The organism is Streptomyces sp. NPDC101393, from assembly GCF_044767385.1.
Classification (GTDB): Bacteria; Actinomycetota; Actinomycetes; order Streptomycetales; family Streptomycetaceae; genus Streptomyces.
The window spans coordinates 273,913-289,568 of sequence record NZ_JBIWNU010000004.1 but is presented as its reverse complement, the minus strand read 5'-3'; the positions used below and the strand labels follow the sequence as shown (position 1 = coordinate 289,568).

General features: G+C 73.0%; 13 protein-coding genes. 7 read left to right on the top strand and 6 right to left on the bottom strand.

Annotation, left to right across the window (positions count from 1 at the left end):
- Positions 1–6: 6 nt before the first annotated feature.
- Positions 7–1,329 (top strand): histidine kinase, encoded by a 1,323-nt coding sequence (locus ACIRQ7_RS14760; RefSeq protein WP_404262612.1) that lies wholly within the window; start codon positions 7–9, stop codon positions 1,327–1,329.
- Entirely contained in the window at positions 1,326–1,931 is a 606-nt protein-coding gene (locus tag ACIRQ7_RS14755; RefSeq protein WP_401472194.1) for a response regulator, read from the top strand. The genes ACIRQ7_RS14760 and ACIRQ7_RS14755 overlap by 4 nt, the downstream gene beginning before the upstream one ends.
- 43 nt (positions 1,932–1,974) lie before the next feature.
- Here the strand turns inward: ACIRQ7_RS14755 and ACIRQ7_RS14750 are convergent, their stop codons facing one another.
- The 3 genes from ACIRQ7_RS14750 to ACIRQ7_RS14740 form a co-directional block, all read right to left on the bottom strand.
- Positions 1,975–3,420 (bottom strand): MFS transporter, encoded by a 1,446-nt coding sequence (locus ACIRQ7_RS14750; protein WP_404262610.1) that lies wholly within the window; start codon positions 3,418–3,420, stop codon positions 1,975–1,977.
- Positions 3,421–3,544: 124 nt separating this feature from the next.
- The gene (locus ACIRQ7_RS14745) at positions 3,545–4,738 is read right to left on the bottom strand and encodes a lipid-transfer protein (protein WP_401472188.1); all 1,194 of its coding nucleotides are present in this window, start codon (positions 4,736–4,738) and stop codon (positions 3,545–3,547) included.
- An 83-nt stretch (positions 4,739–4,821) separates the two neighbouring features.
- On the bottom strand, positions 4,822–7,008 hold the full coding sequence (locus tag ACIRQ7_RS14740; protein WP_404262608.1) for an acyl-CoA dehydrogenase: 2,187 nt from the start codon (positions 7,006–7,008) through the stop codon (positions 4,822–4,824).
- A gap of 319 nt (positions 7,009–7,327) precedes the next feature.
- Between ACIRQ7_RS14740 and ACIRQ7_RS14735 the strand changes: the two genes are divergently transcribed.
- The 4 genes from ACIRQ7_RS14735 to ACIRQ7_RS14720 all read left to right on the top strand — a co-directional run bounded on the left by ACIRQ7_RS14735 (position 7,328) and on the right by ACIRQ7_RS14720 (position 11,234).
- Entirely contained in the window at positions 7,328–7,972 is a 645-nt protein-coding gene (locus tag ACIRQ7_RS14735) for a class I SAM-dependent methyltransferase (RefSeq protein WP_404262606.1), read from the top strand.
- Positions 7,973–7,991: 19 nt separating this feature from the next.
- On the top strand, positions 7,992–8,966 hold the full coding sequence (locus tag ACIRQ7_RS14730) for an N-acetylmuramoyl-L-alanine amidase (RefSeq protein ID WP_404262604.1): 975 nt from the start codon (positions 7,992–7,994) through the stop codon (positions 8,964–8,966).
- 202 nt (positions 8,967–9,168) lie between these two features.
- On the top strand, positions 9,169–10,065 hold the full coding sequence (locus ACIRQ7_RS14725) for a hypothetical protein (protein ID WP_404262602.1): 897 nt from the start codon (positions 9,169–9,171) through the stop codon (positions 10,063–10,065).
- A 158-nt stretch (positions 10,066–10,223) separates the two neighbouring features.
- Entirely contained in the window at positions 10,224–11,234 is a 1,011-nt protein-coding gene (locus tag ACIRQ7_RS14720) for an LLM class F420-dependent oxidoreductase (protein WP_404262601.1), read from the top strand.
- A gap of 66 nt (positions 11,235–11,300) precedes the next feature.
- Here ACIRQ7_RS14720 and ACIRQ7_RS14715 read toward each other — a convergent pair whose 3' ends face one another.
- From ACIRQ7_RS14715 to ACIRQ7_RS14705, 3 genes are all read right to left on the bottom strand, one after another.
- Complete coding sequence (locus ACIRQ7_RS14715) at positions 11,301–12,371, bottom strand: prenyltransferase/squalene oxidase repeat-containing protein (protein ID WP_404262599.1); 1,071 nt, start codon at positions 12,369–12,371, stop codon at positions 11,301–11,303.
- A complete protein-coding gene (locus ACIRQ7_RS14710) occupies positions 12,368–13,234 on the bottom strand; it encodes a methyltransferase domain-containing protein (RefSeq protein WP_404262597.1) in 867 nt (288 codons plus the stop codon). Before ACIRQ7_RS14710 ends, ACIRQ7_RS14715 begins: the two co-directional genes overlap by 4 nt.
- A 136-nt stretch (positions 13,235–13,370) precedes the next feature.
- Entirely contained in the window at positions 13,371–14,756 is a 1,386-nt protein-coding gene (locus ACIRQ7_RS14705; RefSeq protein ID WP_404262595.1) for a glycosyltransferase family 4 protein, read from the bottom strand.
- Between the two features lie 238 nt (positions 14,757–14,994).
- On the opposite strand from ACIRQ7_RS14705, the gene ACIRQ7_RS14700 reads away from it, so the two are divergent.
- A complete protein-coding gene (locus ACIRQ7_RS14700) occupies positions 14,995–15,618 on the top strand; it encodes a TetR family transcriptional regulator (protein ID WP_404262594.1) in 624 nt (207 codons plus the stop codon).
- Positions 15,619–15,656 lie beyond the last annotated feature (38 nt).

Below are 15,656 nucleotides of genomic sequence, written 5' to 3'. Positions count from 1 at the left end.
TCGGCGATGGTGAGGACCGGGGAAGCGACAGTGCAGCACACGAAGGGGCCGCACGGCGGCGAAGAGGCCTCCCGGGCCGGCGGTGCCCCGCACAAGCAGTGGCGGCCGGGACGGCCGGCCTGGCCGGGCACGGGCACCGGCAAGGACCACAAGGGCCCCGGCCGGTACACCTTCCTGCCCTGGCTGCTGCTGGGCCTCGGCGCCTTCTCCAACATCGTCCAGGGCAGGTCCGGCAATCCCTGGCTGGCCGGCCTGGGGCTGCTCACCTTCAACTCCCTCTACATCACCGTCGTCTTCGCCTCCTTCAACCCCCGGCTGCGCGGCTCCCGCTACCAGATCTACGCCCTCGGTGCGCTGACCGCCGTCACCTATGCCATCGCCCTCGGCTTCGGTGACACCTGGTTCCTGTTCTTCCCGCTGCTGTCGCTGGCCTCCGGCACGGTGCGGGCGCTGCGCGGCAAACGGCTCGCCCTCTGGCTGATCGCGCTCAGCGGCTCGGCCGCTTTCCTGGCCGGCTCCCAGGGCGAGGACGGACCGTGGGGCTCGGTCGGCATCGGCTACGGCACCTTCCTGTCCGGCATGGTGACGGCCACGGTCCTGAGCCTGTTCGACACCATCCACGAGCTGGACGCCACCCGGCAGGAACTGGCCCGCAGCGCCGTGGAGAAGGAACGGCTGCGGTTCTCCCGCGATCTGCACGACCTGCTGGGGCACACCCTGTCCGTGGTGGTGGTCAAGGCCGAGGCGGTCCGCCGGCTGGCACCGCGCGATCTCGACGCCGCGCTCACCCAGGCCGCCGACATCGAGGCGGTCGGCAGGCAGGCGCTGACCGAGATCCGCGAGGCGGTCAGCGGCTACCGGGAGGGCAGCCTGACCACCGAGCTGGACCGGGCGCGTTCGGTGCTGGAGGCGGCCGGTATCGAGTCGGTCGTACGCCAGACCTGCCCGCCGCTGCCGCCGCATGCCGGGGCGCTGCTGGGCTGGGTCGTCCGCGAGGGCGTCACCAACACCCTCCGGCACAGCGGCGCCACCCGCTGCGAGATCGAGGTGGGCGCCGACGACGACCACGTACGGCTGACGGTCACGGACGACGGCCGCGGTCCCGTAGGCTCCGGTGCCGCCCCGGCCGCGGGCGCTCCCGGTGCGACGGACCGTCACGGCCCCACGGGCACGGCGGGCGGCACGGGGCTGAAGGGGCTCGCCGAGCGGCTGGCGGCGGCGGGCGGGACCCTGGAGAGCGGCCCGGACGGCCGGCGCGGCTTCCGCGTCACGGCCGAGCTGCCTCTGGATTCGGGTGAGTTGGCGGACACGGAAGGGTTGACCAGGTGATCAAGGTCCTGCTGGCCGAGGACCAGGGAATGATGCGGGGCGCGCTGGCGCTCCTGCTCGACCTGGAAGAGGACATGGAAGTGGTGGCCCAGGTCCCCGCCGGCGATCAGATCGTCGACGCCGCGCTGGACGCCCGCCCCGACATCGCGCTGCTGGACATCGAACTGCCCGGCCGCAGCGGCCTGGACGCGGCGGCCGACCTGCGCGCACAGCTGCCGTCCTGCAAGGTGCTGATCGTGACGACCTTCGGGCGGCCGGGCTATCTGCGCCGCGCGATGGAGGCCGGGGCCTCCGGTTTCCTGGTCAAGGACGGCCCGGTGGAGGAGCTGGCGGCGGCGATCCGGCGGGTGCTTGCCGGGGAGCAGGTGATCGACCCTGGACTGGCGGCGGCGGCGCTCAGCGCCGGCCCCAATCCGCTCACCCAGCGCGAGCGGGACGCGCTGACCGCGGCGGTGGACGGTGCGACCGTCGCCGATATCGCGGGCCGGCTCCATCTCTCCCAGGCCACCGTCCGCAACTACCTCTCCTCGGCCATCGGCAAGACCGGCACCCGCAACCGCATGGAAGCCGTCCGCGCGGCCCGCCGCAACGGCTGGCTGTAGGGCGCGTACCCGCCCCGGCAGGGCACGCCGGGGCGGTGCGGCCTCAGTGGGCGATGTCGGCCCGGCGCCGGGGCAGCGCGACGACCATCAGCACGATGCTGCCCAGCAGCACCGCCGACCCGACCTGGAACGCCAGGCCGTAGCCGCCGGCCAGGGCCACCGGGCTGCCGTGGCCGGTCTCGATACGGGAGGCGGCGACCGTGGAGAGGATCGACAGGCCCAGCGCACCGCCCATCTGGCGCGAGGTGTTGATCAGGCCGGAGACCAGCCCCTGGTCTGCGGGGTCGGCGCCGGAGGTGGCGATGGAGGCGACCGGCGTCGCGGTCAGCCCGGCGCCGAACGCCATCAAGATGCCGGGGCCCAGCAGCGTGCTCAGATAGGTCCCGTCGGCGCCCATCGCGCCCTGCCAGAGCATGCCCGAGGCGGAGATCACCGCCCCCGTGACGGCCAGGCTCTTGGCCCCGACCCGGTTCATCAGCCGGGGCGCGATCTTCGAGCCCAGGACGATGCTCAGCGAGTGCGGGATGAAGGAGAGCCCGGCCTGCAGCGGCCGGTAGCCCAGCACGTTCTGCATGTAGAGCGACAGGAAGTACCACATCGAGAACATCGCGGCGCCGGCCAGCACCATCGCCGCGTTCGCCGAGGAGACCGAGCGCAGCCGGAACAGCCCCAGCGGCATCAGCGGGGCCTTGGCCCGCGCCTCGACGGCGATGAACGCCGCCACCACCAGCAGCCCGGCGGCCAGCGGCAGCAGCGCCGACGCGGACGTCCAGCCGTCCGTCTCGGTCTGCACGATGCCGTACGCCACCAGCCCCAGGCCGCCCGTCACCAGCAGCGCTCCGGGCACGTCCAGCCGCCGCCCGGTGTCCCGCCGGCTCTCGGTCAGCCACAGTACGGCGCCGGTCAGGACGAGCGCCCCGACCGGCACATTGATCAGCAGCACCCAGCGCCACGACAGATACTCCGTGAGCACCCCGCCGACGAGTCCGCCCACCGCGCCGCCGCCCGCGCCGACGGCCGTCCAGGTGGCGATGGCGCGGGTGCGGGCCGCTCCCGCGGGGAACGACGTCGTCAGGATCGTGAGGGTGGCCGGGGACAGCACGGCGGCGCCGACGCCCTGCACGGTGCGGGCCGCGATCAGCTGCCAGGGCTCCTGTGCGAGCCCGCCGCCCAGGCTCGCGAGGGTGAAGAGCGCCAGGCCGACGACGAAGATCCGCTTCCGGCCGAAGAGGTCGGCGGCCCGGCCCCCGAGCAGCATGAAGCCCGCGAAGGTGATGACGTAGGCGTTGACGATCCACTGCAGGCCCAGCTCGCTCAGCCCGAGGCCCGAACGGACCGCGGGCAGTGCCACGTTCACGACGGAGACATCCAGCACGACCAGGAACTGCCCGGCGCAGACCAGCACCATCACCAGCCAGGCGGGCGCGGCCGTCCGGCGCGGAGTTTCGGACAGCGTGGCGGAGGTGGCTATCGGGGGCATGCGGACCATGCTCGCATTCGACGCGTGAGGCCCGCATCGGGATAACGACGCACCGGCCACCGGACGGGAGACCTACGTCGCGCCGGGTCGCAAGGCCCGAAGCCGTAGGACCAAAGCCCCCCGACCCCGTCTGTCACTTGCGCAGCAGCGTCACCACCGCGGCGCCGCCCAGGCCGATGTTGTGCGCGAGGCCGACCCGGGCGCCGGGGACCTGCCGCTCGCCCGCCGTGCCGCGCAGTTGCCAGACGAGCTCGGCGGCCTGGGCCAGGCCGGTCGCGCCCAGCGGGTGTCCCTTGGAGATCAGCCCGCCGGACGGGTTGACCACCCAGCGCCCGCCGTAGGTCGTGGCGCCGTCGGCGGCCAGCTTCCCCGACTCGCCGTCGGCGCACATCCCCAGCGCCTCGTACGTCAGCAGCTCATTGACCGAAAAGCAGTCGTGCAGCTCGATGACGTCCACGTCCTCGATGCCGAGGCCGCTCGCCGCGTAGGCCTGCCGGGCCGCCGCCCGTGACATCGGCTTGCCGACGGCGTCGATGCAGGAGCCGGAGGCGAAGCTGTCCTCGGTGTCGGTCGTCATGGCCTGCGCGACGATCTCCACCGCCCGCTCCTGGAGGCCGTGTTCGCGGACGAAGCGCTCGGAGGCGACGACCGCGGCGGCCGAACCGTCGGACGTCGGCGAGCACTGGAGCTTGGTCAGCGGCCGGTGGATGGTCCTGGCGGCGAGGATCTCCTCGACCGTGTAGACGTCCTGGAACTGGGCGTAGGGGTTGTGTGCGGAGTGCCGGTGGTTCTTGGCGCCGACGGCGGCGAGCTGTTCCTCGGTGGTGCCGTGCCGCTCCATGTGCTCGCGGGCGGCGTTGCCGAAGATCTGGGCGGTGGGCGGGCTCATCTCGAAGCCGTGGGCGGCCGCCATCACGCCGTAGTGCCGGGCGACCGGGGAGGTGGCGAAGTCGCCGCTGTCCGCGCCGCCGCCGAGCGCGCCGCGTTTCATCTTCTCGAATCCGAGTGCCAGCACGCAGTCGTTGATGCCGGACTCGACGAACTGGCGGGCCATCATCAGCGCGGTCGAGGCGGTCGCGCAGTTGTTGTTGACGTTGTAGACGGGGATGCCGGTCAGCCCCAGTTCGTACGCGGCGCGCTGGCCGGCGGTCGAGGGCTGGTAGCAGTAGCCGACCGGCACCTGCTCGATCGCGTCGTAGCCGATCCCGGCGTCGGCGAGCGCCTTGCCGCCCGCTTCGGCGGCCATGTCCCAGTACTGCCAGTCGCGGGTCTCGGGCTTCTCGAACTTGGTCATCCCGACGCCGACGATGTACGCCTTGCCAGCCATGCGGGTCCTCCTGGAGGTCGGGGAAGTCGGAGCGGTCAGGGACGTCACGGGGCCGGCGGGAGATCGGAGCGGGCCGGGCGGGGTCAGATGAGGGGGCGGGGCTCCGGGTCGCGGGGCAGGCCGAGGAGCCGTTCGGCGACGACGTTCAGCTGGACCTGGGTGGTGCCGCCGGCGATGGTCAGGCAGCGTGACATCAGGAAGCCGTGCAGCGCCCGCTCGCCGGCCCCTTCGCCGGTGACGGCGGCCGGTCCGAGGAGTTCCAGTGCCAGCTCGGCGACCTTCTGCTGGTGCGGGGTCTGCACCAGTTTGCGGATGCTGGCGCCGGCACCCGGCTCCAGCCCGGACACCTGCTGGAGCGTGGTGCGCAGCCCGATGCAGCCCAGCGCGTGCGCCTCGGCTGCCAGCGCGCCCACCCGTACCCGTACCGACCCGTCCAACGCGGCGGAGCGGTCGATGAGGGCCTCCAGTCCGGTGTCGAACGTCAACTGGTCGGCCATGTGGACGCGTTCGTTGCCGAGGGTGGTGCGGGCGACCTGCCAGCCGCCGTCGACCTCGCCGACGACGGCGTCGGCCGGCAGCAGCACATCGTCGAAGTAGACCTCGTTGAACAGCGCGTCGCCGGTGATCTCCGTCAGCGGCCGCACCTCGATGCCGGGGCTCTTCATGTCGATGAGGAAGAACGTCAGTCCGCGGTGTCTGGGGGCGTCCGGGTTCGTGCGGGCGAGCAGGATGCCGTGGCTCGCCCACTGGGCGGCCGAGGTCCACACCTTCTGGCCGTTGATCCGCCAGCCGTCGTCCGTCCGCTCGGCGCGGGTGCGAAGCGACGCCAGGTCCGAACCGGCCCCCGGTTCCGAGAACAGCTGGCACCAGAGCAGGTCACCGCGCAGCGACGGCAGCAGATAGCGGTCCTGCTGGGCCGCGGTGCCGTAGGCGATGAGCGAGGGCACCACCCAGGTGGCGATGCCCAGATCGCTGACCCGGACGCCGGCTGCCGCCATCTCCTGCTGGATGGCGAGCTGTTGGACGGGCCCGGCGCCCAGGCCGTGCGGTGCGGGGAGGTGCGGGGCGGCGTAGCCGGTGGGGGCCAGCGCGCGGCGGGCGGCAGCCGGGTCCAGGCCGCGTACCCCGTCGATGGCGGTACGGGCCCGTTCCCGGTGCCCGTCCGCCTCGGCGGGGAGTTCGAGCCGCAGGGCGCGGCGGGCGCCGTCGGCGCCGAGCCGGGCGGCCCGCAGCCGGTGGGTGTCGCCGTCGCCGAGCAGCCCGCGGGCCACCGTCGCCCGGCGCAGGTGGAGATGGGCGTCGTGTTCCCAGGTGAAGCCGATGCCGCCGAGGATCTGGATGCAGTCCTTGGCGCAGCTGTACGCGGCGTCCAGGGCGGTCGCGGCGGCGAGCGCGGCGACCAGGCCGCGCGCCTCGGGTGCGTCGTCGGCGGCGCGGGCCGCGTCCCAGGCCAGCGCCCGCGCCTGCTCGACCCGGACGAGCATGTCGGCGCACAAGTGCTTGACGGCCTGGAACTGTCCGATGGGCCGTCCGAACTGCTCGCGCACCTTGGCGTGTTCGGTGGCCGTGTGCAGCGCCCAGCCGGCTGTTCCGCAGGCGTCGGCGGCGAAGAGGACTGCGGCGAGGTCGGTCACCCGGCCGTCGTCCGGACCGAGCACCCGGCTGCCGGGGACCCGTACGCCGTCCGCGGTGATCTCCGCGGTGCCCCTGGTCGGGTCGGCGCCCGCGTGGGCGCGCACGGCGAGCGCGGCGGCGTCGACGGCGAACCAGAGCGTGCCCTGCGCCGACGCGGCCGCGAGCACCAGCAGGTCGGCGTCCGCACCGGAGAGGACGGGCGGCGCGGTGCCGTCGAGCACATACCCGCCGTCACCGTCCTCGGTCGCGGTCAGCGTCCCGGTGCCGAGTGCGACGGCCCCGATCCGTTCACCGGTGGCGAGCGGGGTGACGAGCTGCTCCGCCCCGGCCCGTGCCAGCACCGCGGAGGCGAGTGCGGACGCCAGGTACGGTCCCGGGAGCGCGGCGCGGGCCGCCTCCTCCAGGATGACGGCGAGGTCGAGGAGTTCACCGCCTCCGCCGCCGCACTCCTCGGGCAGGTGCACGCCGAGCAGTCCCTGTGCGGCGAGGCCGTCCCAGTAGGCGGGGCGCCCGCCGCCCGCAGGGGAATCCGCGTCGAGCAGCTTGCGGATCTCCTCGGGCGGTACGGCGCGGGTGAGCCAGCCGCGTACCGCATCGGCCAACTCACGCTGTTCCTGTGTGATTCCGATCCCCATGCCCGGCAGACTAGAACACGTTTCATTCTGACGGAAGGTCAGATACCAAGCCTTCCGCGCCCGCCGGGGACTCACCGCCCCGGCGGCACGAGCGCCCCTTGCGCCGCCCGCCGGCCCGCGGGCCGGCGGGCCGGCGGGCCGGTCATCCGGTACCTCTCGCACGGATCGGGCCGGCCCGGTGAGCGGATCCGGCCCGGTGAACCGGTCCGGCCCCGTGAGCCGGTCCGATCCGGACGGCAGTCCCAGGGCCCGCCCCCGCACCCGTCGGCCGCGTACGGCACGATGGGGCGCCCACCCCCGTACGACCAGGAGGAACCCCATGGCCGCGGCACCCGAGCCGGAGATTCTGGCCGCCTTCGAGGCGGCCAAGGGGTTCATGCCGGCCGACGAGGGCCTCGCGCTGTATGCGGCCGCGCGGGAGGCCGGCGCCCTCGGGCTCCCCCTCGTCGAGGTCGGCACCTACTGCGGGCGCTCCACGATCCTGCTCGCCGACGCCGCACGCGCCTGCGGCACCACCGCCGTCACCGTCGACCACCACCGGGGCAGCGAGGAGCAGCAGCCCGGCTGGGAGTACCACGACCCGACGGTCGTCGACCCCGAGGCCGGCCGGATGGACACACTGCCCACCTTCCGCCGCACGCTGCACGCCGCGGGCCTGGAGGACCATGTGATCGCCATGGTCGGCCGGTCGCCGCAGGCCGCCGCCGTCTGGCAGGCGCCGGTGGGGCTGGTCTTCATCGACGGCGGCCACACCGACGAGCACGCCACCGCCGACTACGAGGGCTGGGTACCGCACCTCGCCCCCGGCGGGCTGCTGGTCATCCACGACGTCTTCGCCGATCCGGCGGACGGCGGGCAGGCCCCGTACCGCATCTACCGCAGGGCCCTGGAGTCCGGCGCGTTCACCGAGATCTCGGCCCACCGTTCCCTGCACGTCCTGCGGCGCACCGGCCCCGGCAGCTGAGCGGGCTACGATCGCGGACGTGTCGAACGGCAGTACTTTCCCCCCGCACCGCCGCCTGCGCGGCACCGTCCTCATCGCGTCGGCCGTCCTGGTGATCGCCGCCGTCGCCGGCTGGCTGATCTTGCGGTCGGCGGGCGGCGACGGCGGTGAGCCACCACGCGCCGCGCCGCCCGCGCCGGGCGCATCGGCGACGGCCGGAGGCGGCAGGTCCGGCTCCCCCGCCACCCCGGACAAGGGCGGCAAGGGCGACAAGGGCAGGCCGACGAAGGAGGCGGAGAAGGGCGCGGGCGGCGACGGGGCCGGAAAGGGCAATCCCCACGGCAGCCTGAAAGGCAAGACCGTGGTGATCGACCCCGGCCACAATCCGCACAACCGTGATCACGGACGGGAAATCGCCCGCCTGGTGAACATCGGCAATGAACGCAAGGAATGCGACACCACCGGCACGTCCACCAACGACGGATATGCCGAGGCGACGTACACCCTGGACGTCGCCCGCCGCGCCCGCGCCCTCCTCAGGGAGCAGGGCGCGACGGTCATGTTCACCCAGGACGGCGACCGGCCGTACGGACCGTGCGTGGACGAACGGGCCGCCATCGGCAACAAGGCGCACGCGGACGCCGCGATCTCCCTGCACGCCGACGGTTCGGGCAAGGGAAACCGCGGCTTCCACGTCATCCTCCCCGGCCGCGTCAAGGCCGGCCGGGCCGACAACGCCGCGATCGTGGCGCCCTCGCGCGAGCTGGGCGAGCGGCTGGCCGGCCGTTTCGTGGCGGTGACCGGAAGCGCGCCGTCCAATTACATCGGCGGCGGTACGGGATTGGACGTACGTTCCGATTTGGGCGGCCTCAACCTCTCGACGGTGCCGAAAGTGTTCATCGAGTGCGGCAATATGCGCGACCCGAAGGACGCCGCACAATTGACCGACGCACAGTGGCGGCAAAAGGCGGCGCGCGGGATCACCGAGGGCATTACGGACTTCTTGACGCGGTGAACGGAGTCCCCGCCACCGGGCCGGATAGCGGCACCGGTCCGGGCGCCCATACCGCACCGATACCGCGCCGATACCAAGAAGACGACCCGGCAGATTCGACGATAGGTTCCCCTTTACGATGGGGGGCCACCGCCGTGCCCCGCACCGCGCGCCAGACAGCGACAGCGACCACAGATCCTCGAACCCGACAAAGGACCTTTACGTGAACATCCGCTCCCTCACTCGAGGCGACGGCGTGGTGATCGGAGCAGCGGTGTTGCTGTTCATCGCCTCGTTCCTCAACTTCTACTCCCTGGATTGCCCGGGAGACTGCGGCAACGCCTCGGACAACTTGCCCAACGGCTGGGAGTCCAAGCTGTTCCCGGTCCTCCCGTCGATTTTCCTTGCGGGAATCATCGCCGCGGCGCTCATCGTCGTCGGCCGCGCGCTGGGTACCGAGCGTAAGTTCCTCGGCCTCGACCTCGGCCAGCTGGGCGTCGGGCTCTCCCTGTTCGCCACCTGGACCTGCCTCTGGATGCTGTTCGACAGTTCCCAGCGTGCCACCCAGGAAGGTGTCGGAATCGGCATCGGCATCGGCCACATCCTGGCCTTCCTGGCCCTGTTGGTGATGTCCGGTGCCGCGCTGGCCGGCCCCAAGGTCCCCGCGCTCCAGGGCCGGCTGATCCCGGACAAGCCCGTCGGCGGCCCCTCCCCCTACGGCGCCGGTCCCAACCCCGGCTACGGCTACCCCGGCGCTCAGCAGCAGCAGCCCGGCCACGGCTACGGCTACCCCGGTGCGCACCAGCAGCCCCAGCCCGGCCAGCCCGGCCCGGGTCAGCCCCAGCCCGGCCAGAGCTACGGCGGCCAGCAGGCTCCGGCCGGCGGCCCGCAGGGCGCCACCGCCGCGGCCGGCGCCCCGGCCGACTTCGCGCCGTTCTGGTTCGCGGTGCCCGTCGCGCGCCCGCTGTACGGCGAGGACGGTTCGCCGTCGCCGATCGCCGAACTGGCGCCCGGCACCTGGTACCTCGCTGTGGAGCAGCGCGGCCAGGCCCTGATCGCGCAGACCCAGGACGGCCGGCGCGGTGTCCTGCAGGACACGACCGGGATCCAGCGCGGCTGACCCGGACGCACCACGGTCCCCTCCGGCCCCTCGCCCTCGCGGGCGGGGGGCCGTTGCGCTGCCCGCGGCCGGGTCGTACAGTCCACCGGACCGGCCGCACCTGACACTCCGTCAGCCATGGCCGCCGGCAGCATCCATGACCTCGGAGAGGGGCGCGCATGCGACTCGGTCTGGCACTGGGCTACTGGGGACGCGGCCCCGACCCCCGCCACCTCGAACTCGCCCAGGAGGCCGAGCGCCTGGGCTACGGCTCCGTATGGACGGCGGAGGCCTGGGGCTCGGACGCCTTCACCGCACTCACCTGGATCGCCGCCCACACCTCCCGCATCCAGCTGGGCACCGGCATCGCGCAGATGGCCGCCCGCACCCCCACCGCCACCGCGATGCACGCCCTCACCCTCGACCACCTCTCCGGCGGCCGGATGATGCTCGGCCTCGGGCTGTCCGGGCCGCAGGTCGTGGAGGGCTGGTACGGACGGCCGTTCCCCAAGAGCCCGCTCACCGCGACCCGCGAGTACGTCGAGGTGATCCGCCAAGTCCTGCGCAGGGAAGGGCCGGTGGAGTGCGACGGCCGCTTCCATCCGGTCCCCTACCGCGGCGCGGACGGCACCGGACTGGGCAAGCCCCTCAAGCCCATCACCCACCCGCTGCGCGCCTCGCTCCCCGTGCTGCTGGGCGCGGAGGGGCCCAAGAACATCGCCCAGACCGCCCGGATCGCGGACGGCTGGCTGCCGCTGTACTGGTCGCCGCAGCGCACCGACGTCTACCGGGCGTCCCTCACCGAGGCACCCGAAGGGTTCCGGATCGCGCCCATGGCGCGGGCCGTGGTCTGCGACGACGTCGCCGAGGGGCTGCTGCCGGTCAAGGCGATGCTCGGCTTCTACATCGGCGGGATGGGCCACGCGGCCCGCAACTTCCACGCCGACCTGATGGCACGGATGGGCTTCGAGGAGGAGGCCCGGCGGGTGCAGGACCTGTTCCTCCAGGGCCGCAGGGAGGAAGCGGTACGCGCCGTGCCGGACGCCTTCGCCGACGAGATCTCCCTGGTCGGCCCGCGCGAACGGATCGCGGAACGCCTGGAGTTGTGGCGCGCGGGCCCGGTCACCGACCTCCTGGTGACCGCCCCGGACCCGCACACCCTGCGGGTGCTGGCCGAGCTGAATTCCTGAGGTGTGCGGATGTCGCCGCCGACGCCGGGCGCCCCCTACGGGACGCCCGCGCGCCGCGCCCACTCGCTACCGGCAGCAGTCCGGCGCGAGGCCGGTGGGCAGGCATTCGCCGCCGAAGACCGAGGTGGTGGCCTCGTCTCCGCCCAGCGCGGCCACCGCCAGGAGCAGCGAACCGGCCGTCCAGGAGGTGCGTTCAATTGGCCAGATCGCGTCGTCGTCGAAGACGTAGCCGGTCCAGTACATGCCGTCGTCGGCGCGCAGGTGCTGCATCCACTTGAGGATCTGCACGGCCCGCTCCGACTCGCCCATCGCCCAGAGGGCGAGGGCCAGTTCGGCGCTCTCACCGCCGGTGACCCACGGGTTGGGCAGCACACAGCGCACCCCGAGGCCGGGTACGACGAAGCGCTCCCAGTCGGCGTCGATGCGGGCGGTGGCGTCGGCGCCGCGGACCGCGCCGCCCAGGATCGGGTAGTACCAGTCCATGGAGTAGCGGGCCTTGTCCAGGAACCGCTCCGGGTGCCGGCTGATCGCGTGGCCGAGGCGGCCCAGGGCCAGTTCCCAGTCGGGCTGCGGCTCCTCGCGTGCCTCGGCGAGCGCGAGCGCGCAGCGCAGCGCCTGGTAGACGGAGGACGAGCCGGTCAGCAGCGCGTCGGTGACGGGTGTGCCGTCGTCCTCGCGCTTCCAGCCGATCTCGCCGCCGGGCTGCTGGAGCCCCAGGACGAACTCGATCGCGGCGTGCACGGCGGGCCACATGCGGTCGAGGAAGGTCTCGTCGCCGGTGGACAGGAAGTGGTGCCAGACCCCTACCGCTATATAGGCGCAGAAGTTGGTCTCCCGGCCCCGGTCGGTGGGCGCTCCGGCGTCCCCGTCGGCGTACGCCGCGTACCAGGAGCCGTCCGGGTTCTGATGCCGCATCAGCCACTCGTACGCGGCCTCGGCACGCTCGTGTTCGCCGGCCGCGTCCAGGGCCATGGCGGCCTCGGTGTGGTCCCACGGGTCGAGGTGGTGGCCGCGGAACCACGGGATCGCGCCGTCCTCGCGCTGCATCGCCACGATGCCGGCGACCGTACGGGCCGCCTGTTCGGCGGTGAGCACGCCCGGCAGGACCAGCCGTTCGGTACGTCCGGGGCTTGTCACTTGGCGGCCCCGGCGGAACGCTTGGCGGTCGACTTGGCGGGCTTGGCCGAGGGCTTGGCGGAAGGGGTGGCGGTCTTGCGGGCCTTGCCGCCCTTGCCGGCCGTGGCCGGCTTCGCCGCGGGCCCGTCCGCCGTGCCGTCCGCATCGGGCAGGTGCGGCTTGGTGGCGTAGGCGACGAAGCTCTTGCCGATGACGGGGTTGAGGGCCTGCTCGGCGAGCCGGGTGGCCAGCGGCTTCTTCATGATGTCCCAGACCAGCAGCTTGTGGTACGCCTGCACCGGCAACGCCTTGTCGTTGTCCACCCCGAAGGCGCACTTCAGCCACCAGTAGGGGCTGTGCAGTCCGTGCGCGTGGTGCGTGCCGTACGGCTCCAGGCCGGCCTCGCGCATCTTGCCGAGCAGTTCGTCACCGCGGTAGATGCGGATATGGCCGCCCTCGACCTCGTGGTAGGCGTCGCTGAGGGCCCAGCAGATCTTCTCGGGGCCGTAGCGGGGGACGGTGACCGCGATCCGGCCGCCGGGGCGCAGCACCCGCACCATCTCGGCGAGCACGCCCTTGTCATCGGGGATGTGCTCCATGACCTCGGAGATGATCACGACGTCGAAGCTGTCGTCGGGGAACGGCAGGGCCAGCGCGTCGCCCTCCATGGCGGTGGCGGTGGCGCCGGCCGGGGCCTCGCCGGCCTCCTCCATCGCGGCGAACCACTTGGCGACCTCGCGGATCTCCTCGGCGTTCTGGTCGAGGGCGACGACCTGCGCGCCGCGCCGGTAACACTCGAAGGCGTGCCGGCCCGCGCCGCAGCCCAGGTCGAGGACGCGGTCGCCCGGGGCGAGCGGGAAACGGGAAAAGTCGACGGTCAGCACGGCGTTCTGCTTTCGTCCGGCGGTTCGGGGCGGTGGTGGCGGGAGGGTCGGTGAGGGGCGCGGCCGGCGCCGTCGGCGGACGCGGCTCCGGACTCGCTGGTCCGTCCGGAGCCGGTCATCTGGACGCGTCCGGCATCTAGACGCGTCCGGCGGTGCTGGGTGCGGGGGCGGCGCCGCGCGGGGCGGCGGCGGCCGGGTGGCTCTGCAGGGCGATGGCCTCGCGGTAGCGCTCGGCGGTGCCGAGGGCGGCCTGCCGCCAGGTGAAGCGGGCCAGCACCCGTTCCCGGCCGGCCGCGCCGAGGCGGGCGCGCAGCGGGGCGTCACCCAGCAGGCGGAGGAGTCCGGCGGCCAGCGCGCCGGAGTCGCCCGGGGGCACCGCGAGGCTGGTCTCGCCGTCGGGCCCGGCGACTTCGGGGATGGCGCCGCCGGTGGTGGCGAGCAGCGGGGTCGCGGTGGCCATCGCCTCGGCGGCGGGCAGCGAGAAGCCTTCGTAGAGGGAGGGGACGCAGGCGATCTGGGCGCTGCGGACCAGGTCGACGAGTGCGGCATCGGTGATGCCCTTGACGAATTCGATGGCGCCGGACAGGCCGTGGCGTTCGATGGCGGCGGCGACCGGCCCGTCGTCGGCGCGCTTGCCGACGACGACGAGATGCGCGTCCGGGTTCTCGGTGCGGACCTTGGCGAGCGCCTCGACGAGGTGGATCAGGCCCTTGAGGGGGACGTCGGCGCTGGAGGTGGTGACGATGCGGCCGGGCACCTCGGCCACCGACGGGTCCGGGGAGAAGAGGTCGGTGTCGGCGCCGATGTGCACGACATGGATGCGGCCGTCGGCGACGCCGAGGTCGTCGACGATCTCCTGGCGGGAGGAGCCGGAGACGGTGAGGACGGAGGGCAGCCGGCGGGCGACGCGCTTCTGCATCCGGGTGAAGCCGTACCAGCGGCGGACGGAGGCGCGGCGCCGGAAGCTGCCGGCGGCTTCCAGGTCGAGCCGGCGGTCGACGGTGATGGGGTGGTGAATGGTGGTGACCAGCGGGGCGCCGAGCGCGCCGGGGCCGCCGAGCAGGCCGTAGCCGAGCGTCTGGTTGTCGTGGACGACATCGAACTCGCCGCGGCGGGCAGCGAGATGACGCCGGGCCCGCAGGGAGAACGTCAGCGGCTCGGGGAAGCCGCCGGTCCACATCGTGCCGACCTCCAGGGCGTCGACCCAGTCCCGGAACTCGCCGAGCCGGGGCGTGCGGAACGGGTCGGGCTGGCGGTAGAGGTCGAGGCTGGGCAGCTCGGTCAGCGTGACGCCGTCGTCGAGGACGGGGTAGGGCTGGGCGCCGATGACCTCTACGGAGTGGCCGAGGCGGGCCAGTTCGCGCGAGAGGTGGCGCACGTAGACGCCCTGACCGCCGCAGAACGGGTTCCCCTTGTACGTGAGCATCGCGATCCGCAGGGGGCGGTCACCGTTCGTCGGGGCGGAGGCCGTGGGGGCCTCTGCGGGGCGAGGCGCGGCTGCCTGGACGGCCTCTGCGGTCACGCTCGGCCCCCTTCTCACTGGACTTTCGCCGGAGCGTAACCGCTGGCGGTAATCTAGAACAAGTTTCAGAACTGATTGGCTACTGATCAGTTCACAGAGGTTCGAATCTACCGGCCGGGAGCGGAGCGAGAAGAGTCGCACCAGGTGATTCGCGCCACGACCCGACCCCTGCCATGCTGTGCCGATCACACCACCGGCGCTCGCCGCATCGCGGAGGGAATGCCACGGAATGGGATATATGACTACGGAATCCAAGGCGGCCAAGCCGACGCTTCCCGCGAGTCCTCCCCTGACCGAGCGTCAGGAGGCCCGGCGCCGCCGCATCCTGCACACCAGCGCCCGGCTCGCCGGACGCGGCGGCTTCGACGCCGTACAGATGCGCGAGGTCGCCGAGTCCTCGGGCGTCGCACTCGGCACCCTCTACCGCTACTTCCCGTCCAAGGTGCACCTGCTGGTGGCGACCATGCAGGACCAGCTGCAGCACATGCACGAGACGCTCCGCAAGCGCCCGCCCTCGGAGCCCGACCCGGGTGCCCGGGTCGCCCAGACCCTGATGCGGGCGTTCCGGGCACTGCAGCGCGAGCCGCATCTCGCCGACGCGATGGTGCGCGCCCTGACCTTCGCCGACCGCTCCGTCAGCCCCGAGGTGGACACCGTCTCCCGGCTGACCACCGCGATCATCCTCGACGCGATGGCCCTGAACGACCCGCCCACCCCCGACCAGCTGTCCGCGGTGCGGGTCATCGAGCACACCTGGCACTCGGCACTGATCACCTGGCTCTCGGGCCGCGCCTCGATCGCCCAGGTGAAGATCGACATCGAAACGGTCTGCCGCCTGATCGACGTGACGGCGCCCAGGTAACTCCGGGGGCGGGGGCGGTGACCGGCCTCGCCCGCGCG